This is a genomic window from Pseudomonas simiae (assembly GCF_000934565.1).
Classification (GTDB): Bacteria; Pseudomonadota; Gammaproteobacteria; order Pseudomonadales; family Pseudomonadaceae; genus Aquipseudomonas; species Aquipseudomonas simiae.
Genome location: NZ_CP010896.1, coordinates 1377099 through 1400772, shown reverse-complemented (window position 1 = coordinate 1400772; position 23674 = coordinate 1377099). Strand labels below are relative to the sequence as shown.

General features: G+C 59.4%; 19 protein-coding genes. 3 read left to right on the top strand and 16 right to left on the bottom strand.

From position 1 onward, the window contains the following. Window positions 1–118: 118 nt before the first annotated feature. The 16 genes from dnaE to rpsB all read right to left on the bottom strand — a co-directional run bounded on the left by dnaE (window position 119) and on the right by rpsB (window position 18366). On the bottom strand, window positions 119–3640 hold the full coding sequence (gene dnaE, locus PF1751_RS06255) for a DNA polymerase III subunit alpha (RefSeq protein ID WP_042570667.1): 3522 nt from the start codon (window positions 3638–3640) through the stop codon (window positions 119–121). A 73-nt stretch (window positions 3641–3713) separates the two neighbouring features. Continuing rightward, window positions 3714–4340: a ribonuclease HII gene (gene rnhB, locus PF1751_RS06250; RefSeq protein ID WP_162484837.1), complete on the bottom strand. Its 627-nt coding sequence runs from the start codon at window positions 4338–4340 to the stop codon at window positions 3714–3716. Window positions 4341–4342: 2 nt separating this feature from the next. Further along, window positions 4343–5482, bottom strand: a complete 1140-nt coding sequence (lpxB, locus tag PF1751_RS06245) for a lipid-A-disaccharide synthase (protein WP_021492425.1) — start codon at window positions 5480–5482, stop codon at window positions 4343–4345. A gap of 2 nt (window positions 5483–5484) precedes the next feature. Then, the gene (gene lpxA, locus PF1751_RS06240) at window positions 5485–6261 is read right to left on the bottom strand and encodes an acyl-ACP--UDP-N-acetylglucosamine O-acyltransferase (protein ID WP_010212450.1); all 777 of its coding nucleotides are present in this window, start codon (window positions 6259–6261) and stop codon (window positions 5485–5487) included. Further along, window positions 6258–6698, bottom strand: a complete 441-nt coding sequence (fabZ, locus tag PF1751_RS06235) for a 3-hydroxyacyl-ACP dehydratase FabZ (RefSeq protein ID WP_003172281.1) — start codon at window positions 6696–6698, stop codon at window positions 6258–6260. Before fabZ ends, lpxA begins: the two co-directional genes overlap by 4 nt. Before the next feature lie 111 nt (window positions 6699–6809). After that, a complete protein-coding gene (lpxD, locus tag PF1751_RS06230) occupies window positions 6810–7865 on the bottom strand; it encodes a UDP-3-O-(3-hydroxymyristoyl)glucosamine N-acyltransferase (protein ID WP_010212451.1) in 1056 nt (351 codons plus the stop codon). Window positions 7866–7868: 3 nt separating this feature from the next. Next, complete coding sequence (locus PF1751_RS06225; protein WP_003219314.1) at window positions 7869–8372, bottom strand: OmpH/Skp family outer membrane protein; 504 nt, start codon at window positions 8370–8372, stop codon at window positions 7869–7871. A 45-nt stretch (window positions 8373–8417) separates the two neighbouring features. Then, the gene (gene bamA, locus PF1751_RS06220) at window positions 8418–10805 is read right to left on the bottom strand and encodes an outer membrane protein assembly factor BamA (protein ID WP_044286727.1); all 2388 of its coding nucleotides are present in this window, start codon (window positions 10803–10805) and stop codon (window positions 8418–8420) included. A gap of 74 nt (window positions 10806–10879) precedes the next feature. Continuing rightward, window positions 10880–12232 carry a sigma E protease regulator RseP gene (rseP, locus tag PF1751_RS06215; protein ID WP_044286726.1) on the bottom strand — a complete coding sequence of 451 codons (1353 nt, stop codon included), beginning with the start codon at window positions 12230–12232 and terminating at the stop codon, window positions 10880–10882. A gap of 53 nt (window positions 12233–12285) precedes the next feature. Further along, a complete protein-coding gene (gene ispC / locus PF1751_RS06210; RefSeq protein WP_044286725.1) occupies window positions 12286–13476 on the bottom strand; it encodes a 1-deoxy-D-xylulose-5-phosphate reductoisomerase in 1191 nt (396 codons plus the stop codon). Continuing rightward, a complete protein-coding gene (locus PF1751_RS06205; protein WP_010212458.1) occupies window positions 13473–14279 on the bottom strand; it encodes a phosphatidate cytidylyltransferase in 807 nt (268 codons plus the stop codon). Before PF1751_RS06205 ends, ispC begins: the two co-directional genes overlap by 4 nt. After that, on the bottom strand, window positions 14280–15035 hold the full coding sequence (uppS, locus tag PF1751_RS06200; protein WP_010212460.1) for a polyprenyl diphosphate synthase: 756 nt from the start codon (window positions 15033–15035) through the stop codon (window positions 14280–14282). It lies immediately after the preceding gene. A 17-nt stretch (window positions 15036–15052) separates the two neighbouring features. Further along, complete coding sequence (frr, locus tag PF1751_RS06195; RefSeq protein ID WP_010212461.1) at window positions 15053–15610, bottom strand: ribosome recycling factor; 558 nt, start codon at window positions 15608–15610, stop codon at window positions 15053–15055. Beyond that, window positions 15607–16350: a UMP kinase gene (gene pyrH, locus PF1751_RS06190; protein WP_003172271.1), complete on the bottom strand. Its 744-nt coding sequence runs from the start codon at window positions 16348–16350 to the stop codon at window positions 15607–15609. Before pyrH ends, frr begins: the two co-directional genes overlap by 4 nt. A 211-nt stretch (window positions 16351–16561) precedes the next feature. Continuing rightward, entirely contained in the window at window positions 16562–17425 is an 864-nt protein-coding gene (gene tsf / locus PF1751_RS06185) for a translation elongation factor Ts (protein ID WP_010212467.1), read from the bottom strand. Window positions 17426–17628: 203 nt separating this feature from the next. After that, window positions 17629–18366 (bottom strand): 30S ribosomal protein S2, encoded by a 738-nt coding sequence (rpsB, locus tag PF1751_RS06180; RefSeq protein WP_003189158.1) that lies wholly within the window; start codon window positions 18364–18366, stop codon window positions 17629–17631. Window positions 18367–18753: 387 nt separating this feature from the next. Here rpsB and map point away from each other — a divergent pair, with 387 nt between their 5' ends. From map to dapC, 3 genes are all read left to right on the top strand, one after another. After that, a complete protein-coding gene (map, locus tag PF1751_RS06175; RefSeq protein ID WP_010212469.1) occupies window positions 18754–19542 on the top strand; it encodes a type I methionyl aminopeptidase in 789 nt (262 codons plus the stop codon). A gap of 73 nt (window positions 19543–19615) precedes the next feature. Beyond that, entirely contained in the window at window positions 19616–22318 is a 2703-nt protein-coding gene (locus PF1751_RS06170) for a [protein-PII] uridylyltransferase (RefSeq protein ID WP_021492430.1), read from the top strand. Between the two features lie 149 nt (window positions 22319–22467). Continuing rightward, a complete protein-coding gene (gene dapC / locus PF1751_RS06165) occupies window positions 22468–23667 on the top strand; it encodes a succinyldiaminopimelate transaminase (RefSeq protein WP_010212472.1) in 1200 nt (399 codons plus the stop codon). Window positions 23668–23674: the final 7 nt, after the last annotated feature.

Below are 23674 nucleotides of genomic sequence, written 5' to 3'. Positions count from 1 at the left end.
ACGGCCAGGGAGTGCCTGGCCAGCCGGTTGTCTGTTCGCGCCCTACCTTAAGGGAGAGGCGCGTCCAGGTCGAGATTAAATGTTTCGTCGAGAACAGGCGAATTGCGGTGCCTGGCCGTCAACGGTATTGGAGGAAGACGTTGTCACGGCCGAACTGGTCACGCAATGCTTGAATCAAGCCATCAGCCGGATCGATTCGCCAGGTCTCCCCAAACTGCAACATGGCCTTGGCGTCACTGCCGGTGTACTCCATGGTCACCGGGCACGCGCCACGGTGGCGTTTGAGCAACTCACCCAACCAGCGTAGCTGATCGCCCTTGAGCGCCTCGGTTTTCACCTTCAAGCGCAGGCTTTCGGCCAGATTGGTGCGCGCGTCTTCCATGCTCATCACCCGCTTGATCCGCAGGCGCAGGCCGCCGGAGAAGTCATCGTTGCTGACCTCCCCTTCCACTACCACCATGGCGTCGGTCTGCAACAGCGACTGCGCGGAGTGGAACGCGTCGGCGAACAGCGAGGCTTCGATGCGCCCCGAACGGTCGTCGAGGGTGATGAACCCCATCTTGTCGCCCTTTTTATTCTTCATCACCCGCAGGGCGATGATCATGCCGGCGACGGTCTGGGTATCCCGCGCAGGTTTCAGGTCGATGATTCGCTGACGGGCGAAACGGCGGATTTCACCTTCGTATTCGTCAATCGGGTGGCCGGTGAGGTACAGGCCCAGGGTGTCTTTCTCACCCTTGAGGCGCTCCTTGAGCGTCAGCTCCTTGGCCTTGCGATGGTTGCCATATACATCGGCATCCTCTTCGACGAACAAACCGCCAAACAGATCGGCGTGGCCGCTGTCGTGGGTACGGGCGGTTTGTTCGGCGGCCTTGATCGCTTCTTCCATGGCGGTGAGCAATACCGCACGGTTCCGGTCGATATTCGCCTGGTAAGCCTTGGGCTCGTCGTAAAAATACGGGCCGAGACGGTCGAGCGCACCGCTACGGATCAGACCATCGAGGGTCCGTTTGTTGATGCGCTTGAGGTCAACCCGCGCGCAGAAGTCGAACAGATCCTTGAAGGGTCCGTCCTGGCGCGCTTCGGTGATGGCTTCCACCGGGCCTTCACCCACCCCCTTGATCGCGCCCAACCCATAAATAATGCGGCCTTCGTCGTTTACCGTGAATTTGAACTCCGAGGCGTTCACGTCCGGTGCGTCGAGACGCAGCTTCATGGTGCGCACTTCCTCGATCAAGGTCACGACCTTGTCGGTGTTGTGCATATCCGCCGAGAGTACCGCCGCCATGAAAGGCGCCGGGTAGTGCGCTTTTAGCCAGGCGGTCTGGTACGACACCAGGCCGTACGCGGCGGAGTGGGATTTGTTGAAGCCATAACCGGCGAATTTTTCCACCAGGTCGAAAATGTTACCGGCCAGGTCCGCGTCGATATTGTTGGTCGCGCAACCCTCAATGAAACCGCCGCGCTGCTTGGCCATCTCTTCGGGTTTTTTCTTACCCATGGCTCGACGCAGCATGTCCGCGCCGCCGAGGGTATAGCCGGCCATCACCTGGGCGATCTGCATCACCTGTTCCTGATACAGGATGATGCCGTAGGTCGGCGCCAGTACTGGCTTGAGGCCTTCGTACTGGTAGTCGGAGTGCGGATACGCCAGCTCCGCGCGACCGTGCTTACGGTTGATGAAGTCGTCCACCATGCCGGACTGCAGCGGACCCGGACGGAACAGGGCCACCAGTGCGATCAAGTCTTCCAGGCAGTCGGGCTTGAGCTTTTTGATCAGCTCTTTCATGCCCCGCGACTCAAGCTGGAACACCGCCGTGGTTTCGGCTTTTTGCAGCAAGGTGTAAGTCGGTTTGTCGTCCAGCGGGATAAACGCGATATCCAGCGGCTCTTCATTGACCTTGGCGCGGTCGCGGTTGATGGTCTTGAGCGCCCAGTCGATGATCGTCAGGGTTCGCAGGCCAAGGAAGTCGAACTTCACCAGGCCGGCCGCCTCCACGTCGTCCTTGTCGAACTGGGTGACCAGGCCGCCGCCTTCCTCATCGCAATAAATCGGCGAAAAGTCGGTGAGTTTTGTAGGCGCGATCACCACACCGCCGGCGTGTTTACCGACGTTACGCACCACGCCTTCAAGCTTGCGGGCCATGTCCCAGATTTCGGCGGCCTCTTCATCGATCTTGATGAAGTCGCGCAGGATCTCTTCCTGCTCGTAGGCTTTTTCCAGGGTCATGCCGACTTCGAACGGGATCATCTTCGACAGACGATCCGCCAGGCCGTAGGACTTGCCCTGAACGCGCGCCACGTCGCGAATTACAGCCTTCGCCGCCATGGAACCGAAGGTGATGATCTGGCTTACCGCGTTGCGGCCGTATTTCTCGGCCACGTATTCGATCACGCGGTCACGGCCGTCCATGCAGAAGTCGACGTCGAAGTCGGGCATGGAAACCCGTTCCGGGTTCAGGAACCGCTCGAACAGCAGGTCATATTCTAGCGGATCCAGGTCGGTAATCTTCTGCACGTAGGCCACCAGCGAGCCGGCACCCGACCCCCGGCCCGGCCCTACCGGTACGCCGTTGTTTTTGGCCCACTGGATAAAGTCCATTACGATCAGGAAGTAACCGGGGAAGCCCATCTGGATGATGATATCCAGCTCGAAATTCAGCCGATCGACATAAACCTGGCGCTTGGCCTCGTAATCTTCGGTGGTGTCCTTGGGCAGCAGGACGGAAAGACGCTCCTCCAGACCATCAAACGACACCTTGCGGAAGTACTCATCGATGGTCATGCCATCGGGAATCGGGAAGTTGGGCAAAAAGTGTTTGCCCAGCTTCACTTCGATATTGCAGCGTTTGGCGATTTCGACGGAGTTTTCCAGGGCCTCGGGCAGGTCGCTGAACAGCTCGGCCATCTCCTCCGCGCTCTTGAGGTACTGCTCTTCGCTGTAGTTCTTGGAGCGGCGCGGGTCATCCAGGGCCCGGCCTTCACCGATGCACACGCGGGTTTCGTGGGCCTCGAAATCTTCCTTCTTGATAAAGCGCACGTCGTTGGTGGCGACCAGTGGCGCCCCCAGCTTGTCGGCCAGGGCCACGGCGGCGTGCAGGTGCTCTTCATCGTTGGGGCGATTGGTGCGCTGGACTTCCAGGTAAAAGCGATCGGGGAAGACCTGCATCCACTCCTTGGCCAGTACTTCAGCTTCCTGGGGGTTGCCACCCAGCAGCGCGATACCGATCTCGCCCTCTTTGGCGGCCGACAGCATGATCAGGCCTTCGCTGGCCTCGGCAACCCATTCGCGCTCGATGATGATCGAACCATTGCGCTGGCCATCGATGAAACCGCGGGAAATCAGTTCGGTAAGGTTGCGATAACCCACGCCGTTCATCGCCAACAGGCTGATACGGCTCAGGGGGTTATCCGGGTCTTTGTTGGACAGCCACAGGTCAGCGCCGCAGATCGGCTTGATACCGGCGCCCATGGCGTTCTTGTAGAACTTGACCAGGGAACACATGTTGTTCTGATCGGTCACCGCGACCGCAGGCATGTTCATACCCACCAGGGTTTTGACCAGCGGTTTGATCCGTACCAGGCCGTCGACCAGGGAGTATTCAGTGTGCAGGCGTAGGTGAACGAATGAAGCCGGCATAGTGATCTCTTATACGTGGAAAACAACAAGGCCCGGATTGTACCGGGCCTTGAGCAAAACATCAGCCTTGCGACTACACCTCGTTGAGGCTCTCGCGCAACTCGTAGGCCTGGCGAACCGGGGCGAACGAGCGGCGGTGAATCGGCGTCGGACCCAGGCGAGCCAGGGCTTCCAGATGAACGGGCGTCGGGTAGCCTTTATGGCCGCCAATGCCGTAGCCTGGATAGATCAGTTCGAACGCGGCCATTTCACGATCACGGCTGACTTTGGCCAGGATCGAGGCGGCCGCGATAGCAGGCACTTTGCTATCCCCCTTCACCACCGCCTCAGAAGGCATGGCCAGCTTGGGGCAACGGTTACCATCGATCATCGCCATTTTTGGCGTGATATGCAGGCCTTCAACCGCACGCTGCATCGCGAGCATGGTGGCGTGGAGAATGTTCAGTTCGTCGATTTCTTCGACTTCAGCCCGGGCGATATGCCAGCTCAGGGCTTTCTCAATGATCTCGTCGTAAAGCTTTTCACGGCGCGCTTCGGTGAGTTTCTTCGAGTCGTTGAGGCCGAGGATCGGGTGGTTCGGATCGAGGATCACCGCCGCCGTGACCACCGCACCGCACAAAGGCCCACGCCCGACTTCGTCAACGCCGGCCACCAGCTCATGGGCTTGTGCGACCAGGCTGAAATCCAGGCCCATTTGCATCGTCATAGGCTTTCCTGTTTATGGCCGATCAGGGTCAGCACGGCGTCGGCCGCCTGGTTCGAGGCATCACGGCGCAGTATGCGGTGAATATCGTCGAAACCACGGGTCTGTTCTTCGCCACCGTCGATCAAGGGTAATAGCGTTTGTGCGAGCGCCTCGGGCGTTGCATCGTCCTGCAACAACTCCGGCACCAACAGGCGCTGGGCCAGCAGATTGGGCAGGGAGATGTAAGGACTTTTGACCATGCGCTTGAGAATCCAGAACGTCAGCGGCGCCAGGCGGTAGGCCACTACCATTGGGCGCTTGTACAGCAAGGCCTCCAGGGTAGCGGTACCCGAAGCGATCAGCACCGCATCACAGGCCGCCAGGGCCAGGTGTGACTGGCCGTCGAGCAAGGTCAACGGCAGGTTGCGGCCTTCCAGCAGTGTTTCGATCTGCGCGCGCCGTTGCGGGCTGGCGCAAGGCAGCACGAAACGTACACCCGGCTTCAAGGCCAGCAGGCGTTCGGCAGCGTCAAAAAACACCGAGGCCAGACGGCCGACTTCGCCGCCACGGCTGCCAGGCATCAGCGCGACCAGCGGGCCATCGGGCAAGCCCAACTCGGCACGCGCAGCGGCGCGATCAGCCTGCAGCGGAATCGCGTCGGCCAGGGTATGCCCGACAAACCGCACCGGCACGCCCTTCTCTTCATAGAACCGGGCCTCAAACGGCAGCAGAGTCAGCATCAGATCACAACCTTCGCGGATCTTCAGCACGCGTTTCTGCCGCCACGCCCACACAGACGGGCTGACGTAGTGCACGGTCTTGATCCCGGCCTGACGTAACTTGAGTTCGATATTGAGGGTGAAGTCCGGCGCGTCGATGCCGATGAACACGTCGGGTTTTTCTTCGATCAGCGTCTGGATCAGCAGCTTGCGACGGGCCAGCAGCTCGCGCAGGCGACCCAGCACCTCGACCAGCCCCATGACCGACAAACGTTCCATGGGAAAGTAGGACGTAAGCCCTTCAGCCTGCATCAGCGGACCACCGACGCCAATGAACTCCACCGCCGGGTGCTGGGCCTTGAGGGCCCGCATGAGACCTGCGCCCAGAATGTCGCCGGAAGCTTCCCCGGCCACCAGTGCGATACGCAGATTGGCCATGATTAGCGGGTGATGCCGCGAGTCGACGCCTGGATTGAGTCACGGAACACCGCGACTTCCGGGAACAGCGCTGCCGGCTCGGCCAGTTGGGTCAATGCCTGCTCAACGGTGAGCCCTTGGCGGTAAACCACCTTGTAGGCACGTCGCAGGGCATGGATGGCGTCTTCACTGAACCCGCGACGGCGCATGCCTTCGAAGTTCATGCTGCGTGCTTCCGCCGGGTTACCGAATACCGTGACGAATGCCGGAACATCTTTGCCAATGGCCGTGCCCATGCCGGAAAAGCTATGAGCGCCGATATGGCAGTACTGATGCACCAGGGTGAACCCGGACAGGATCGCCCAATCGTCAACGTGCACATGCCCGGCCAACGCGGTGTTGTTGACCAGGATGCAGTGGTTGCCGATGACGCTGTCGTGACCGATGTGCGCGTAAGCCATGACCAGGTTGTGATCACCCAGGGTGGTTTCGGCCCGATCCTGAACGGTGCCACGGTGAATGGTCACGCCTTCACGGATGATGTTGTGATCACCGATGACCAGGCGAGTCTCTTCGCCCTTGTACTTCATGTCCGGGGTGTCTTCGCCTACCGAGGAGAACTGGTAGATGCGATTGTGTTTGCCAATGCGGGTCGGACCTTTGAGGATCACGTGCGGCCCGATGACAGTCCCCTCGCCGATTTCCACACCTGCGCCGATGATCGACCAGGGGCCGACCTCAACGTCGGCGGCCAGAACGGCCGACGGATCGATGATTGCGCGAGGGTCAATCAAACTCATAGTTTGCGTTCCGCACAGATGATCTCAGCGGAGCACACCGGCTTGCCGTCCACCGAGGCCTGGCATTCGAACTTCCAGATCTGGCGCTTGCAGCTGATGAACTTGGCTTCCAGGATCAACTGGTCGCCAGGGGTCACCGGATTGCGGAAACGCAACTTGTCGGAGCCCACGAAATAGTAAAGCGTGCCGTCGGCAGGCTTGAGGTCGAGCATTTTGAAACCAAGGATACCGGCAGCCTGGGCCATCGCTTCGATGATCAACACACCCGGCATGATGGGATGCGCGGGAAAGTGACCGTTGAAGAACGGTTCGTTGATGCTGACATTCTTGTAGGCACGAATGCGCTTTTCCTCGACGTTGAGGTCCACTACGCGATCCACCAGCAGGAACGGGTAACGGTGAGGCAGGTATTCGCGAATCTCGTTGATGTCCATCATTTCGGGGGGAAGCCTGTAATAAAGATTGGGGGCGGGCGAACTAAAAGCACGCCCCGCTAGCAAATCAAGGAGGCAGTCTAGCGGCTGTGCACACTTGATATGGAAATGGTATCAGCCTTCTGATGAAGCATTACCGCCAGGGGTCACGTCCCCAACACGCTTTTCCAGCTGTTTGAGACGTCGAGCCATGTCGTCAAGCTGCCTCAACCGAGCTGCACTCTTGCGCCATTCAGCCGCGGGCTGCATGGCGGTACCGGAAGAGTAGGCCCCAGGCTCGGTAATCGAGTGAGTGACCATGGTCATGCCGGTGATGAAGACGTTGTCGCAAATATCGATATGCCCGACCAACCCGACGCCACCGGCGAGCATGCAATGCTTGCCGATCTTGGTACTGCCGGAGATACCCACGCAGGCCGCCATGGCGGTGTGATCGCCAATCTGCACGTTGTGGGCGATCTGGATCTGGTTGTCGAGCTTCACGCCGTTGCCGATCACGGTATCGGCCAGGGCCCCGCGATCGACAGCGGTGTTCACGCCAATCTCCACGTCGTCGCCGATCAATACGCCACCGACCTGGGCGATCTTGTTCCAGATACCCTTGGCGTTGGCAAAGCCGAAGCCTTCACCGCCAATTACGGCACCCGACTGAATGACCACGCGCTCACCGATACGCACATCGTGGTACAGGGTCACGCGGGGAGCCAGCCAACCGCCGGCGCCGATTTCGCAGCGCGCACCGATAAAGCAATGGGCACCGACCGTGACACCGGCCGCGATGCGTGCACCGCTCTCAATCACCGCAAAGGCACCGATGCTGGCCGCAGGATCAACCTGGGCATCGTCGGCAACCACCGCAGACGGATGAATACCGGCGGCAGCCTTGGGTTTGGGATCGAACAGATGCGAAACCCGCGCATACGCGAGGTACGGATCGGGCACCACCAGTGCATCCCCGGCAAACCCTTCGGCGTCAGCGGCTTTCAGCAACACGGCTGCAGCTTGGCTGTCGACCAGGTATTTACGGTATTGGGGGTTTGCGAGGAAGCTCAACTGAGCTGGGCCAGCCTCCTGCAAGGTGGCTAGCCCAGTGATTTCCTTCTCCGGGGAGCCACGCAAGGTGGCCCCCAGGAACTCGGCCAACTCGCCGAGCTTGATAGTCGCGGTCATGGCTTACTTCAGCTGGTTCATGCGCTCGATCACCTGACGGGTGATGTCGTATTGAGGCTTGACGTCGATCACAGCGCCACGCTCGAACACCAGGTCAAAGGCACCTTTCTTGATGACTTCTTCCACAGCGCTATCGAGCTTCGGCTTCAGTTGTTTCAGCATTTCACGGTCAGCAACAGCCTTGGCTTCGTTCAGTTCCTTGGATTGGAACTGGTAGTCACGGGCCTTTTGCTTGAACTCAAGCTCCAGACGCTCGCGTTCGCCTTGCTGCATCTTGTCGCCACCGGCCACCAGACGATCCTGGATGCCCTTGGCGCTGCTTTCCAGGGTCTTGAGCTTGGTCAGTTGCGGGCCGAATTTCTTCTCGGCATCCACGGCGTATTTCTTGGCCGCATCGGATTCCAAGAGGGCCATCTGATAGTTCAGGACGGCGATTTTCATTTCGGCGAAGGCCGGGGTCGCTACCAACACAGTTGCCAGCAGCACCAATTGAGTCAACTTACGCACGATGTACTCCTACAGAATCCGTTGTCGTTATCTTGGGTCAGACGCTTAGAACGTCTGGCCGAGGGAGAATTGGAAAATCTGGGTTTCAGCGTTATCCGGTTTCTTGATCGGCATGGCCAGAGCAAAGCTCAATGGGCCAAGCGCAGTCACCCAGGTCACACCCACACCCACGGAGCTTGCCAGGTTGCTCAGGCTCACATCGTTGCACTGGGTGTTGGACTTCACACCACTCGGGTTTTTGATCTGCTCGCACTTGGAATCGAACACGTTACCCACGTCCCAGAAGACCGAAGTCCGTAGGGAACGCTGATCCTTCACGAACGGCAGCGGGAACAGGATTTCCGCACCGCCCTGGATCAAGACGTTACCACCGAATGGCAGCGGGTCATTGTCCGAGTCAGCCACAGTGCCCTGGTTACCGGTTACGCCAACACCACGACTTGGAGTACCACGTGGGCCCAAGGTGCTGTCTTTGAAACCACGTACGGAGTTGAAGCCACCCGCATAGTAGTTCTCGTAGAACGGTAGACCATTGGTGGAGCCATAACCATCGCCATAACCCAGCTCAGTGTGCAGGCGCATGGTGTAGTTGTCGCTCAACGGCGTGAACAACTGGCCACGGTAGTCGAGCTTGAAGAACGACAGGTCGCTGCCCGGCGTGGTGGTTTCCAGGGTCAGGCTCTGGGAATGGCCACGGGTCGCCAGTACGCCCTTGTTCAGGGTCGACTCGGACCAGCCGGCAGACGCCTTGAAGTTCAGGAACTTGTCACCTTCACGACGGGTGAAGTCAAAGATTTCGTCCACGGTGTACACACCGGTCTTGATCTCATCCTGCTGTGCAGTGAGGCCGAAGGTCAGGCGCGACGTTTCGCTGATCGGGTAACCCACGTTGACACCGGCACCGAGGCTGTCGATCGCATAGCTTGCAACGTCAACGTCGAGGTCTTTGTAGTCGGTGGTGCGGTAGAAGGCGTTGTAGCCCAGGCTCACACCGTCAGCAGTCCAGTAGGGGTCGGTATAGCCGAAGTTGTATCGGCTCTGGTATTCGCTTCGGGTCAGGCCGATGGACACCCGGTTACCGGTACCCAGGAAGTTGTTCTGGGTGATCGAACCACCGAGGATCAGACCGGCGCTCTGTGCGAAGCCGACGCTGGCGGTGATCGAACCCGATGCCTGCTCTTCCACGGCGTAGTTCACGTCAACCTGGTCATCCACACCCGGTACGGCCGGGGTTTCGACGTTGACTTCCTTGAAGAAGCCCAGGCGCTCAAGACGGGTCTTGGACTGGTCGATCAAGTAAGTCGACGCCCAGCCGCCCTCCATCTGACGCATTTCACGACGCAGCACTTCGTCCGCAGACTTGGTGTTGCCGCGGAAGTTGATACGGTTCACATAAGCACGCTTGCCGGGGTCGACCACGAAAGTGATGTCCACGGTGTGGTCATCATCATGAGCCGTCGGCACGCCATTGACGTTGGCGAAGGTGTAGCCTTCGTTGCCCAGGCGGCGGGTAATGAGTTCGGAGGTGGTCGTCATCAGCTTGCGCGAGAACACCTGATCCTTCTGCACCAGCAGCAGCGCCTTGACCTGGTCTTCAGGTACTTTAAGGTCACCGCTCAGTTTTACGTCACGAACCTTGTACTTCTCGCCTTCGTTGACGTTGACCGTGATGTAGACGTGCTTCTTGTCCGGGGTGATGGACACCTGGGTCGAAGCGATATCCATGTTGATATAGCCACGGTCCAGGTAGTAGGAACGCAGGCGCTCCAGGTCACCGGACAGCTTTTCACGGGCGTACTTGTCATCGTTCTTGAAGAACGACAACCAGTTGGTGGTCTTGAGCTCGAACAGGTCGATCAGGTCTTCATCAGCGAACTTGGTGTTACCCACCACGTTGATGTGCTGAATCGCCGCCACGGTGCCTTCGTTGATGTTGACCTTGAGGCCGACACGGTTACGCGGTTGCGGTACCACTTCCGTTTCCACGGTTGCGGAGTAGCGACCCTGGGCAACGTACTGGCGTTGCAGTTCGTTACGCACACCTTCGAGGGTGGCGCGCTGGAAGATCTCGCCTTCGGCCAGGCCAGACTGTTTCAGGCCTTTCATCAGGTCTTCAGTAGAGATCGCCTTGTTACCTTCGATCTCGATACTGGCGACGGAAGGTCGCTCGACCACGGTGATGACCAGGACGTTGCCTTCGCGACCCAGTTGGATGTCTTGAAAGAAACCGGTTTTGAACAGCGCACGAGTGGATTCCACCAGGCGACGGTCATCAGCCTGTTCACCGACGTTCAACGGTAATGCACCAAAGACGCTACCCGCGGAAACCCGCTGGAGGCCATTGACGCGAATATCGGAGATGGTGAAGGACTCGGCGTGAACTTCGGCGATCATCAATACGGTGAGAACCGCAGTTAGCAGCAGACGTTTCATGAAGTCCTTTCTTATTCCAACTGGCAATAAACAAACTGCCGCAAAATGCGGCAGATTCGCAATTCAGCGAAGCGTTACAGTCGACCCAGATCGTTGACCAAGGCTAATAACATCACCCCGACCACCAAACTGATACCGATCTGTATCCCCCAACCCTGCACCCGATCCGACAAGGGGCGACCACGCACCCACTCGACCAGATAAAACAACAGATGCCCCCCATCCAGTACAGGAATGGGCAACAAATTCAGAACACCCAGGCTAATACTCAGATAAGCCAAGAAATTCAGGAAATCCGCGACACCCGACTGGGCAGAAGCGCCCGCCACTTTAGCAATGGTTATCGGTCCACTCAAGTTTTTTACCGAGAGCTCGCCGAACAACATTTTCTTGAGGGATTCGAGGGTCAGCACACTCATGGTCCAAGTGCGTTTTGCACCTTCGCCAATTGCAGCCAACGGCCCGTAACTCACCTCACGCACCATCGATGGCGGCCAATCGACACCTTTGACCCCGGCACCCAGGTAACCCCCGGCCGCCTTGGCCTCCCCACGAACCGACAAGGTCACGGGGACGTCGATTTGAGCACCGTCGCGCTCAACTTTCAGCATAATTTTAGTATCAGGACGTACACGGACCAGGTCGACCACCTGCTGCCAGTCGCCCAGCGGCTGACCATCGAGGGCCAACAGGCGATCACCGGTTTTCAGGCCGGCAGCCTGGGCCGGACCTTTCGGGTCCAGCTCCGCGAGGACCGGTGGCAAGGCCGGACGCCATGGACGTATGCCCAGAGACTTGATCGGATCAGGCTCATCAGCGCCCTTGAGCCAATGGTCGAGGGCCAGCTCACGCGGGGTTTCGCGGGTGGAATCCTGCTCGCGCACCACCACCTTGACGATGCCGCTTTCACCCAGGCGACGCACCAACTGCAAATTGACCGCACCCCAGCCCGTGGTGGGTTCGCCATCAATAGATACAATTTCCTGCCCGACAACCAACCCTGCCTTGGCGGCAATACTGTCCGACTCGACCGCACCGATGACCGGACGCACCTGCTGGCTGCCCAGCATGGCCAAGACCCAGAAAAACACCATCGCCAACAGAAAGTTGGCGATCGGACCGGCGGCGACGATGGCAATGCGCTGACGAACGGTCTTGCGATTGAACGATTGGTCTAACTGATCTGCCGGCACTTCGCCTTCGCGCTCGTCGAGCATCTTGACGTAGCCGCCCAAAGGAATGGCCGCAATCACGAACTCGGTGCCGTGACGGTCGTGCCAGCGCACCAGCGGCATGCCGAAACCGACGGAAAAGCGCAGTACCTTGACGCCGCAACGACGCGCCACCCAGAAGTGGCCGAATTCGTGGAAGGTAACCAGCACACCCAGAGCAACCAGGGTGCCGACAATCATGTAAAGCGCACTCATCTAATTTCTCCGCATTCCAATCCAGTGCCTGAAGGCTCAAACCTGCCCACAGACTAACGCGCGTTGCGGTTCAACCATTTTTCTGCCAAGGCTCGGGCCTTGGTGTCAGCCTCGAATACCGCCGCCAGATCATTGACCGCCACAACAGGCTCAAGCGCCAGGACGTCTTCGATGATACTCGCGATCTGCGGAAAGCGGATGCGCCGTTCGAGAAACGCTGCCACAGCCACTTCATTGGCCGCGTTCAACATCGCCGGTGCGCTGTTACCCGCTTCAGCCGCTTGCCGCGCCAGGCGCAGGCAAGGAAAGCGCTGTTCATCCGGGGCCTCAAAGTCCAGCCGGGCCACCGCAAACAGATCCAATGGCGCTACGCCCGAGTCGATCCGCTCCGGCCAGGCCAGGGCATTGGCAATCGGCGTGCGCATGTCGGGGTTACCCAACTGCGCCAGGACCGACCCGTCCACGTAGTCGACCAGGGAATGAATCACACTTTGCGGGTGAATCACCACCTCGACCTGATCCGGGCGCGCATCGAACAACCAGCACGCCTCGATCAGCTCCAGCCCCTTGTTCATCATGCTTGCCGAATCCACGGAGATTTTACGCCCCATGGACCAGTTCGGATGAGCGCACGCCTGGTCGGGCGATACATGCTCCAGCTCGGCCAGTGGAGTCTGCCGGAATGGGCCACCGGAGGCGGTCAGCAGGATCCGACGCACCCCCATCTGGCTCAGGCCACGCGCAAAATCGCCGGGCATGCATTGGAAAATTGCATTGTGCTCGCTGTCCAGTGGCAGCAGCACCGCACCGCTCTTGCGCACCGCCTGCATGAAGAGCGCACCGGACATGACCAGCGCTTCTTTATTGGCCAACAGGATCTTCTTGCCAGCATCCACGGCAGCCAAGGTTGGGCGCAGGCCCGCAGCGCCGACAATAGCGGCGACCACGGTATCCACCTCGGCGTCGGCCGAGACCTGGCACAACCCCTGCTCCCCTACCAGCACTTGAGTGGCAAGCCCGGCAGCCCGCAGATCATCCTGCAGGCCACGGGCCGCTGCGCCCTCAGGCACCACGGCGAAGCGCGGCGCGTGACGCAGACATAAGGCCAGCAACTCACTCAGACGGGTAAACCCGGTCAGGGCGAAGACTTGATAGCGATCAGGGTGACGAGCAATCACGTCCAGGGTGCTCAACCCCACCGAGCCGGTTGCACCCAGCACGGTGACTTGCTGCAGGCGGCTCACGAAGCGGTCATCCACAACAGTACGGCGAAGATCGGAATGGCAGCGGTCAGGCTGTCGATACGGTCCAGCACGCCGCCGTGACCCGGCAGCAGGTTGCTGCTGTCCTTGATCCCGGCCTGACGCTTGAACATGCTCTCGGTGAGGTCACCCACCACCGAAATAAATACCACAATGGCAGTGGCCAGCAGCGCCAGGAAGATGTCCTTCACCGACCAGCCACGCACCACACCGACCACCAGCGCGATCACCAGCGTCAACGCCAACCCGCCATACACGCCCTCCCAGCTCTTTCCCGGACTGACCGCCGGCGCCAGCTTGCGCTTGCCGAAGGCCCGGCCGGAGAAGTAGGCACCGATATCAGCACCCCATACCAGCACCATGACCGCCAGGATCAGCCAGTTACCCATTGGATAACGCTTGATCTCCACCAACCCTTGCCACGCCGGCAACAAGATCAGCAAACCAATCACCAGCTTGCAGGCCACACTGGACCACTTCCCACTGGTGCGTGGATAGGTCAACACCAGGAATGTCGCCAGCGCCCACCACAGCACCGCCGCCCCCAACACCCACGGCGCAATGTCCGGCAGGATGTACAGGAGGAATGCCAAGGCAGCCACCACAGCGGCGTACACAACGCGCGGCAATTGCGTGTTGAAACCCGCCAGGCGCGCCCACTCCCAGGCCCCCAGGGTGACCACCAGGCCGATAAACAGCGCAAAGGCAGAACCGTCGAGCAGGAAAAACCCACACAAGGCGATCGGCAACAGGATCAGTGCTGTGATGATTCGTTGTTTAAGCATTTAAACCCGGGCTCCAGCTTCGATCTGCTCGCTCGTTTTACCAAAGCGACGCTGACGGGAAGCGAAATCGGCCAGTGCTTTACGCATGGCATCGTGTTTGAAGTCCGGCCAGAACAGGTCGGAGAAGTACAATTCGGTATAGGCTAGCTGCCACAACAGGAAATTGCTGATGCGGTGCTCACCCCCGGTACGGATGCACAAGTCAGGCAGCGGCAGGTCGCCAGTCACCAGGCAGGTTTGCAACAGTTCGGGCGTAATGTCGTCCGGCCGTAGATGACCGGCCTGCACTTCGCGCGCCAGACGCTGTGCAGCCTGGGCGATATCCCACTGGCCACCGTAGTTGGCGGCGATCTGCAGCACAAATCGGTTGGCACCCGCTGTAATCGCCTCGGCTTCGCGCATGGCGGTTTGCAGTTCGGGGTGGAAGCGGGAGCGATCGCCGATGATGCGCAGGCTGATGTTATTGTCGTTGAGCCGCTTGGCTTCACGACGCAAGGCCTTGAAGAACAGGTCCATCAAGGCACTGACTTCTTCGGCGGGCCGCTGCCAGTTCTCACTGGAGAAGGCGAACAAGGTCAACACTTCGACCTTGGCCTCGGCGCATACCTCGATCACAGCCCGAACCGCATCGACACCCGCTTTATGCCCGGCAACACCCGGCATAAAGCGTTTCTTCGCCCAGCGATTATTCCCATCCATGATGATCGCGACGTGGCGCGGCACCACAGAGGGCACAGTCTGCTTGGTCTTTTCCATGAAGGCGTCCTGACCCCTTATACGGCCATCAGGTCCTTTTCTTTTTCTTCCGTGGCCTTGGTGATCTGGGCCTCGGCATCTTTGGTCAGCTTGTCGATATCAGCGACGGCACGACGCTCTTCGTCTTCGCTGATTTCCTTGTCCTTGACCAGCTTCTTCAGGTCACCCAGGGCATCGCGACGGATGTTGCGCACGGCAACACGCGCGTCCTCGGCTGCGCTGCGCGCCTGCTTGGTGAAGCCCTTACGGGTTTCTTCGGTCAGGGCCGGCATGGAGATCAGTAGCAGCTCACCCAGGTTGGTCGGGTTGAGGTTCAAACCGGCGCTCTGGATGGCCTTGTCGACAGCACCCAGCATGTTGCGCTCGAACGCTACGACTTGCAGGGTGCGCGAGTCTTTAACGGTAATGTTGGCAACGCTGCTGATAGGGGTATCGGAACCGTAGTAAGGCACCATCACGCTGCCCAGGATGCTTGGGTGCGCCTTGCCGGTACGGATCTGGCCGAATGCATGGCTCAGGGATTCCAGGGATTTGTGCATACGCGCCTGGGCGTCTTTCTTGATTTCGTTGATCATTGTTGGCCTTCCTCGATCAGAGTCCCTTCTGCGCCGCCGTGTACGATGTTCAGCAGGGCGCCGGGCTTGTTCATGTTAAATACGCGCAGCGGCATCTTGTGGTCGCGGCACAGGCAAATAGCCGTCAGGTCCATCACGCCCAGCTTGCGATCCAGTACTTCATCGTAGGTCAGATGATCGAACTTCTCGGCATGCGGATCTTTGAATGGGTCTGCGGTGTACACGCCATCGACCTTGGTCGCCTTGAGCACCACGTCAGCATCGATCTCAATGGCGCGCAGGCACGCTGCCGAGTCGGTGGTGAAGAACGGGTTACCCGTGCCAGCGGCGAAGATCACCACTTCCTTGGCGTTCAGGTGGCGCATGGCTTTGCGGCGGTCATAGTGATCGGTCACGCCGACCATGGAAATAGCCGACATCACGATAGCCGAGATATTGGCGCGTTCCAGGGCGTCGCGCATGGCCAGGGCGTTCATCACAGTGGCCAGCATGCCCATGTGGTCGCCAGTGACCCGATCCATGCCAGCAGCGCTCAGTGCCGCACCACGGAACAGGTTGCCGCCGCCGATCACCAGGCCGACCTGTACGCCGATACCGACCAGTTGGCCGACTTCCAGCGCCATGCGGTCGAGGACTTTGGGATCGATCCCGAACTCTTCCGAGCCCATCAGGGCCTCGCCGCTAAGCTTGAGTAGAATGCGTTTATAGCGAGCCTGATAACCACTGCCCTGCTGAGCCATTGCGAATCTCTCCTGCGGCGTATTTTTCAAAAATTCTTGGCGAGCCGTTTACGGCTTGCGTTCACTCTAGCTGGACGCTGCTACAGCGCCATCGGAACACGGCTTTGTAAGCCAGTTCCGAAGGGAAGCCAATTAAAATCGGCCTTCCCATTTGAAAAGAGGCTGCGCGCGTGAGCGGGCAGCCTCTCTTGGGCGACAGTTTAAAACTGTCTTATTGCTTGGCGGCAGCCAGCTGGGCAGCAACTTCTTCAGCAAAGTTGTCGACCGGCTTCTCGATGCCTTCGCCTACTTTGTAGTAAGTGAAGGAAACGATTTCAGCACCGGCTTTCTTGGCCAGTTCGCCAACCTTGACTTCAGGGTTCTTGACGAACGCCTGCTCAACCAGGCTCGCTTCAGCCAGGAACTTGCTGATACGGCCTTTGATCATGTTTTCAACGATGTTTTCTGGCTTGCCGGCGATCTTGTCGGCGTTCAGGCTCAGGAACACAGCTTTTTCGCGCTCGATTGCTTCCTCGGAAACTTCCGAAGGCAGCAGGAACTCAGGGTTGCTTGCAGCAACGTGCATAGCGATGTCTTTGGCCAGCTCAACGTTGCCGCCTTTCAGAACAACAGCTACACCGATCTTGTTGCCGTGCAGGTAACCGCCAACAACATCACCTTCAACGCGAGTCAGGCGACGGATATTGACGTTTTCGCCAACCTTGCCGACCAGTACCAGGCGATCAGCTTCTTGAGCTTCGATCAGAGGCTCGACAGTGGTCAGCTTCTCGTCGAATGCTTTCTTGACGCTGGAAGCAACGAATGCCTTGAAGTCGTCTTGCAGGGCAAGGAAGTCGGTCTGCGAGTTCACTTCCAGCAGAACGGCGGCTTTACCGTCTTCTACCAGGGCGATAGCGCCTTCAGCAGCGACGTTGCCGGCTTTCTTGGCGGCCTTGATGGCGCCCGAGGCACGCATGTCGTCGATGGCTTTTTCGATGTCGCCGCCGGCCTTGGTCAAGGCCTTTTTGCAATCCATCATGCCTTCGCCGGTACGCTCACGCAGTTCTTTAACCAACGCTGCAGTAATCTCTGCCATTTCAAAATCCTCTTGGATAGGTTTTCAACCATTCCACCCGATCAAACGGGCGATCAATTCTTCCCGAATCTCCGTTGTAGGCTGCTGCACGTTACAGTCGCTAGGTTGCGCCATCATACGTGAGCGCCGACAAACGGTTTTCGAGGTGGCAAAAAGGGGGCCAAGCCCCCTTTTTGCTTACTGAGTCAACGCCAGGGCGTCAATTACTCAGCGGCAGCTACCGGAGCTTCTTCAACGAACTGCTCGGTACCACCAGCAACGTGGTTACGACCACGGATTACAGCGTCAGCCATCGAACCCATGTACAGCTGGATAGCGCGGATTGCGTCATCGTTGCCTGGGATGATGTAGTCAACGCCTTCCGGGCTGCTGTTGGTATCGACTACGCCGATAACAGGGATGCCCAGCTTGTTGGCTTCGGTGATCGCGATGCGCTCGTGATCAACGTCGATAACGAACAGTGCGTCAGGCAGACCGCCCATGTCCTTGATACCACCCAGGGAACGATCGAGCTTTTCCAGGTCACGGGAGCGCATCAGCGCTTCTTTCTTGGTCAGCTTGGCGAAAGTACCGTCTTCGGCTTGTACTTCAAGGTCACGCAGACGCTTGATGGAAGCACGGATGGTTTTGAAGTTGGTCAGCATGCCGCCCAACCAGCGGTGATCGACGTACGGCGAACCGCAACGTGCTGCTTCTTCAGCAACGATCTTGCCAGCGGAACGCTTGGTGCCGACGAACAGAATCTTGTTTTTGCCCTGGGCCAGGCGCTCTACGAAAGTCAGAGCTTCGTTGAACATTGGCAGGGTTTTTTCAAGGTTGATAATGTGGATCTTGTTACGCGCGCCGAAAATGTATTTACCCATTTTCGGGTTCCAGTAACGGGTCTGGTGACCGAAGTGCACACCGGCCTTCAGCATATCGCGCATGTTGACTTGGGACATGATAGTTCCTTAATAAGTCGGGTTTGGCCTCCACGTATCCCAATGACCAACCAGCGACTTCAAAGCCTCCGGCACCCAGGTCATCGTGTCGACACGTGTGTGGATTTAAGCCTTTCGGGGCATCCCCGGAAAGCGGCGCATTTTATACCACAGCATCGGCAAAAACGGAACACGCAATCACATTTGCCGCCGTCCGCGTTCGTGTAACCCCTTGAATAGAGCCAACATAGCCCTACCTTATAGAAAGAAGCGATCATCAGAGGCTCATGATTTGATGCCATCGTCTGTTAGAATCGCGTTTTCTGTGGCTTGTGCGAATTCTGCAACCTTTTGTCGCACGCCCGTAAACCGTATTGATTTCAGCGCGTCGCGCTAGAGAGAGCCTGTATGACCGTTAGTTTGAAAACCGCCGAAGACATCGCTGGCATGCGCATCGCCGGCAAACTGGCTGCCGACGTGCTGGAGATGATCGCCGAACACGTCAAGCCCGGCGTGACCACCGAAACCCTGAACCAGATCTGCCACGACTATATAGTCAACGTACAGGGCGCCATCCCTGCGCCGCTGAACTACAAGGGCTTTCCCAAGTCGATCTGCACCTCGGTCAACCACGTGGTCTGCCACGGGATTCCAGGTGACAAGCCATTGAAGGACGGCGACACGCTGAACATCGACGTCACCGTGATCAAGGACCGCTACTTCGGCGACACCAGCCGCATGTTCCACGTCGGCAACGTGCCGGTCTGGGCCGAGCGCCTGTCCCAGGTGACCCAGGAATGCATGTACAAGGCCATCGAGATCGTGAAACCCGGCTGCCGCCTGGGCGACATCGGTGAAGTGATCCAGAAGCATGCTGAAAAGAATGGTTTCTCGGTGGTGCGCGAATTCTGCGGCCACGGTATCGGCACCGTGTTCCACGAAGAGCCGCAGATCCTGCACTACGGCCGCGCCGGCACCGGCATGGAGCTGAAAGCAGGCATGACCTTTACCATCGAGCCGATGATCAACCAGGGCAAGGCCGACACCAAGGTACTGGGCGACGGCTGGACCGCCATCACCAAGGACCGCAAGCTCTCGGCCCAGTGGGAACACACCCTGCTGGTCACCGAAACCGGTTACGAAATCTTCACCCTGCGCGCCGACGATACGATCCCACGCGTCTCGGGTGCCGCTTAGGTGTAGGCAACGTTGCTTTGGTTTTCCCACGCCATGTTGTGACTGACTGATAGATAGAAAGGAAAGCCGATCAATGCCCCAGGTGGATCCCGAACTCTTCGACCGTGGCCAGTTCCAGGCCGAACTGGCCCTGAAGGCGAGCCCTATCGCCGCGTTCAAGAAGGCCATCCGCCAGGCCCGCGAGGTGCTTGATCAGCGTTTTCGCAGTGGCCGGGATATCCGCCGACTGATCGAGGACCGCGCCTGGTTCGTCGATAACATTCTGCAAAAGGCCTGGGAGCAGTTCAGTTGGAGCGAAGACGCCGACATCGCCCTGGTGGCGGTCGGCGGCTACGGGCGTGGCGAGTTGCACCCCTATTCCGACATCGACCTGTTGATTCTGCTGGACAGCGCCGACCATGAGATCTTTCGCGATTCCATCGAGCGTTTTCTGACGCTGTTGTGGGACATTGGCCTGGAAGTCGGCCAAAGCGTGCGCTCGGTCGACGAGTGCGCCGAAGAGGCCCGCGCCGACCTCACCGTCATCACCAACCTCATGGAAAGCCGCACCATCGCCGGCCCCGAGCGCCTGCGCCAGCGCATGCTCGAAGTCACCAGCACCGCGCACATGTGGCCGAGCAAGGACTTCTTCCTGGCCAAGCGTGCCGAGCAGAAGGCCCGGCACCACAAGTACAACGACACCGAATACAACCTGGAACCCAACGTCAAAGGCTCGCCCGGCGGCCTGCGGGATATCCAGACGATTTTGTGGGTGGCCCGTCGCCAATACGGCACCCTTAACCTGCGCGCCCTGGCTGGCGAAGGTTTTCTGGTAGAGAGCGAAAACGCCCTGCTGGCCTCGTCCCAGGAATTCCTGTGGAAGGTGCGCTACGCCTTGCACATGCTCGCCGGGCGTTCCGAAGACCGGCTGCTGTTCGACCACCAGCGCTCCATCGCCACCCTGCTGGGCTTTGAAGGCGAGGACGCGAAGACCAGCATCGAAAGCTTCATGCAGCAGTATTACCGGGTGGTCATGAGCATTGCCCAGCTCAGCGACCTGATCATCCAGCACTTCGAAGAGGTGATCCTGGCCCCCGAAGACGAAGCGCCGCCGCAGCCGATCAACGCACGCTTCCAACTGCATGACGGCTATATCGAGGCTCGCAACGACAACGTGTTCCGCCGCACGCCGTTCGCCATGCTGGAAATCTTCGTACTGATGGCCCAGCAGCCGGAAATCAAAGGCGTGCGCGCCGACACCATTCGCCTGCTGCGGGAGAACCGTCACCTGATCGACGACGATTTCCGCAACGATATCCGCAACACCAGCCTGTTTATCGAGCTGTTCAAATGCAAGATCGGTATCCACCGCAACCTGCGGCGCATGAACCGTTACGGCATCCTCGGGCGCTACCTCCCAGAGTTCGGCTTTATCGTCGGGCAGATGCAGCACGACCTGTTCCATATCTATACCGTGGACGCCCACACCCTGAACCTGATCAAGCACCTGCGTAAGCTGCAGTACACCCAGGTGTCAGAGAAATTCCCGCTGGCCAGCAAACTCATGGCCAAACTGCCCAAGCCCGAGCTGATCTACCTGGCCGGCCTCTACCACGATATCGGCAAGGGCCGGCATGGCGACCACTCAGAGGTGGGTGCAGTTGACGCCGAGGCTTTCTGCCAACGCCACCAGTTGCCCGTGTGGGACAGCCGCCTGATCGTCTGGCTGGTGCAGAACCACCTGGTGATGTCGACCACAGCCCAGCGCAAGGACTTGTCCGATCCGCAGGTGATCCACGACTTTGCGCAGACCGTCGGCGATGAAACCCGTCTCGACTACCTGTACGTGCTGACCGTCTCGGATATCAATGCCACCAACCCCACGCTGTGGAACTCTTGGCGCGCCAGCCTGTTGCGCCAGCTGTACACCGAGACCAAGCGCGCCCTGCGCCGAGGCCTGGAAAACCCGGTGGACCGCGAAGAGCAGATCCGTCGCACCCAGAGCGCGGCCCTGGATATATTGGTACGCGGCGGCAACGATCCGGACGACGTCGAGCAGTTGTGGTCGCAGTTGGGGGATGACTACTTCCTGCGCCACACCGCGGGCGATGTCGCCTGGCACACTGACGCAATCCTGCAACAGCCCGCCGATGGCGGCCCGCTGGTACTGATCAAGGAAACCACCCAACGCGAATTCGAAGGCGGTACGCAAATCTTCATCTATGCGCCCGACCAGCACGACTTCTTCGCCGTGACCGTGGCAGCCATGGACCAGCTCAACCTGAACATCCATGACGCCCGTGTCATCACCTCCAGCAGCCAGTTCACCCTCGACACCTATATCGTGCTCGACACCGATGGCGACTCGATTGGTGACAATCCGGCACGGGTGAAAAAGATCCGCGAAGGCCTGACCGAGGCCCTGCGCAACCCTGACGAATACCCGACCATCATCCAGCGTCGGGTGCCGCGCCAACTCAAGCACTTTGCGTTTGCGCCCCAGGTGACCATTTCCAACGACGCCCAACGACCGGTGACGGTGTTGGAGCTCAGCGCCCCGGATCGCCCAGGCCTGCTGGCCCGCATCGGCGGGATTTTCCTGGAGTTCGACCTGTCGTTGCAGAACGCCAAGATCGCGACCCTCGGCGAGCGTGTGGAAGACGTGTTCTTCATCACCGATGCCGACAACCAGCCGTTGTCCGACCCGGAACTGTGCCTGCGCTTGCAGGAAGCCATCGTCCAGCAGCTGAGCGTTACCCAGGAACCCGGCGTCGAGCTGACCAGACTGACCATTTGAATTAATTTAACGTCCCAGTGGGCACGGTCCCTGTGGGAGCTGGCTTGCCTGCGATGGCATCGACTCGGTATGGCTGATACTCCGAGTGTACGCATCGCAGGTAAGCCAGCTCCCACAAAAAAGCCGTCCTCCTCCTGATCGAGGCCCTCATGAACAACGCCCTGAACCAGCTACAGCCCTACCCGTTCGAGAAACTGCGCGCCCTGCTGGGCAGCGTCACGCCCAACCCGGACAAGCGCCCTATCGCGCTCTCCATCGGCGAACCGAAACATAAATCGCCAACCTTCGTGGCCGAAGCGCTGAGCAACAACCTCGACCAGATGGCCGTGTACCCGACCACCCTGGGCATCCCGGCCCTGCGCGAAGCCATCGGTGCCTGGTGTGAGCGTCGCTTCAACGTGCCCAAGGGCTGGCTCGACCCGGCGCGCAATATCCTGCCGGTCAATGGCACCCGTGAAGCACTGTTCGCCTTCACCCAGACCGTGGTCAACCGTGGCGACGACGCGTTGGTGGTGAGCCCGAACCCGTTCTACCAGATCTACGAAGGCGCCGCGTTCCTGGCCGGGGCCAAACCGCACTACCTGCCGTGCCTGGACGCCAACGGCTTCAACCCGGACTTCGAGGCCGTGACACCGGACATCTGGAAACGCTGCCAGATTCTGTTCCTGTGCTCGCCCGGCAACCCGACCGGCGCGCTGATCCCGGTCGACACCCTGAAAAAACTCATCGCCCTGGCCGACGAATACGACTTCGTCATCGCCGCCGACGAGTGCTACAGCGAGTTGTACTTCGACGAACAAAGCCCGCCGCCGGGCCTGTTGAGTGCCTGCGTCGAACTGGGCCGCCAGGACTTCAAACGCTGCGTGGTGTTTCACAGCCTGTCTAAGCGCTCCAACCTGCCGGGCCTGCGCTCCGGTTTCGTGGCCGGCGACGCAGACATCCTCAAGGCTTTCCTGCTGTACCGCACCTACCACGGCTGTGCGATGCCAGTGCAAACGCAACTGGCCAGTATTGCTGCCTGGCAGGACGAAGCCCACGTGCTCGCCAATCGTGACCTGTACCGCGAGAAGTTCGATGCGGTGCTGGCGATTCTCAAACCGGTGCTGGACGTCGAGAGCCCGGATGGCGGCTTCTACTTGTGGCCGAATGTGAATGGCGACGACGCCGGGTTCTGCCGTGACCTGTTTGTGGAAGAACACGTGACCGTAGTGCCGGGTTCGTACCTGTCGCGGGAAGTGGACGGCTTCAACCCTGGCGCCGGCCGTGTGCGCCTGGCACTGGTCGCGCCGTTGGCGGAGTGTGTGGAAGCGGCGGAGCGGATTCGGGATTTCATCCAGCGTCGCCGCTAAGACCTGA

Bases quoted from the DNA above. Each gene is read 5' to 3' on its own strand.
- dnaE (WP_042570667.1), bottom strand. From the start codon at position 3,640: ATGCCGGCTTCATTCGTTCACCTACGCCTGCACACTGAATACTCCCTG.
- rnhB (WP_162484837.1), bottom strand. From the start codon at position 4,340: ATGCAAATGGGCCTGGATTTCAGCCTGGTCGCACAAGCCCATGAGCTG.
- lpxB (WP_021492425.1), bottom strand. From the start codon at position 5,482: ATGGCCAATCTGCGTATCGCACTGGTGGCCGGGGAAGCTTCCGGCGAC.
- lpxA (WP_010212450.1), bottom strand. From the start codon at position 6,261: ATGAGTTTGATTGACCCTCGCGCAATCATCGATCCGTCGGCCGTTCTG.
- fabZ (WP_003172281.1), bottom strand. From the start codon at position 6,698: ATGATGGACATCAACGAGATTCGCGAATACCTGCCTCACCGTTACCCG.
- lpxD (WP_010212451.1), bottom strand. From the start codon at position 7,865: ATGACCGCGACTATCAAGCTCGGCGAGTTGGCCGAGTTCCTGGGGGCC.
- bamA (WP_044286727.1), bottom strand. From the start codon at position 10,805: ATGAAACGTCTGCTGCTAACTGCGGTTCTCACCGTATTGATGATCGCC.
- rseP (WP_044286726.1), bottom strand. From the start codon at position 12,232: ATGAGTGCGCTTTACATGATTGTCGGCACCCTGGTTGCTCTGGGTGTG.
- PF1751_RS06205 (WP_010212458.1), bottom strand. From the start codon at position 14,279: ATGCTTAAACAACGAATCATCACAGCACTGATCCTGTTGCCGATCGCC.
- uppS (WP_010212460.1), bottom strand. From the start codon at position 15,035: ATGGAAAAGACCAAGCAGACTGTGCCCTCTGTGGTGCCGCGCCACGTC.
- frr (WP_010212461.1), bottom strand. From the start codon at position 15,610: ATGATCAACGAAATCAAGAAAGACGCCCAGGCGCGTATGCACAAATCC.
- pyrH (WP_003172271.1), bottom strand. From the start codon at position 16,350: ATGGCTCAGCAGGGCAGTGGTTATCAGGCTCGCTATAAACGCATTCTA.
- tsf (WP_010212467.1), bottom strand. From the start codon at position 17,425: ATGGCAGAGATTACTGCAGCGTTGGTTAAAGAACTGCGTGAGCGTACC.
- rpsB (WP_003189158.1), bottom strand. From the start codon at position 18,366: ATGTCCCAAGTCAACATGCGCGATATGCTGAAGGCCGGTGTGCACTTC.
- map (WP_010212469.1), top strand. From the start codon at position 18,754: ATGACCGTTAGTTTGAAAACCGCCGAAGACATCGCTGGCATGCGCATC.
- PF1751_RS06170 (WP_021492430.1), top strand. From the start codon at position 19,616: ATGCCCCAGGTGGATCCCGAACTCTTCGACCGTGGCCAGTTCCAGGCC.
- dapC (WP_010212472.1), top strand. From the start codon at position 22,468: ATGAACAACGCCCTGAACCAGCTACAGCCCTACCCGTTCGAGAAACTG.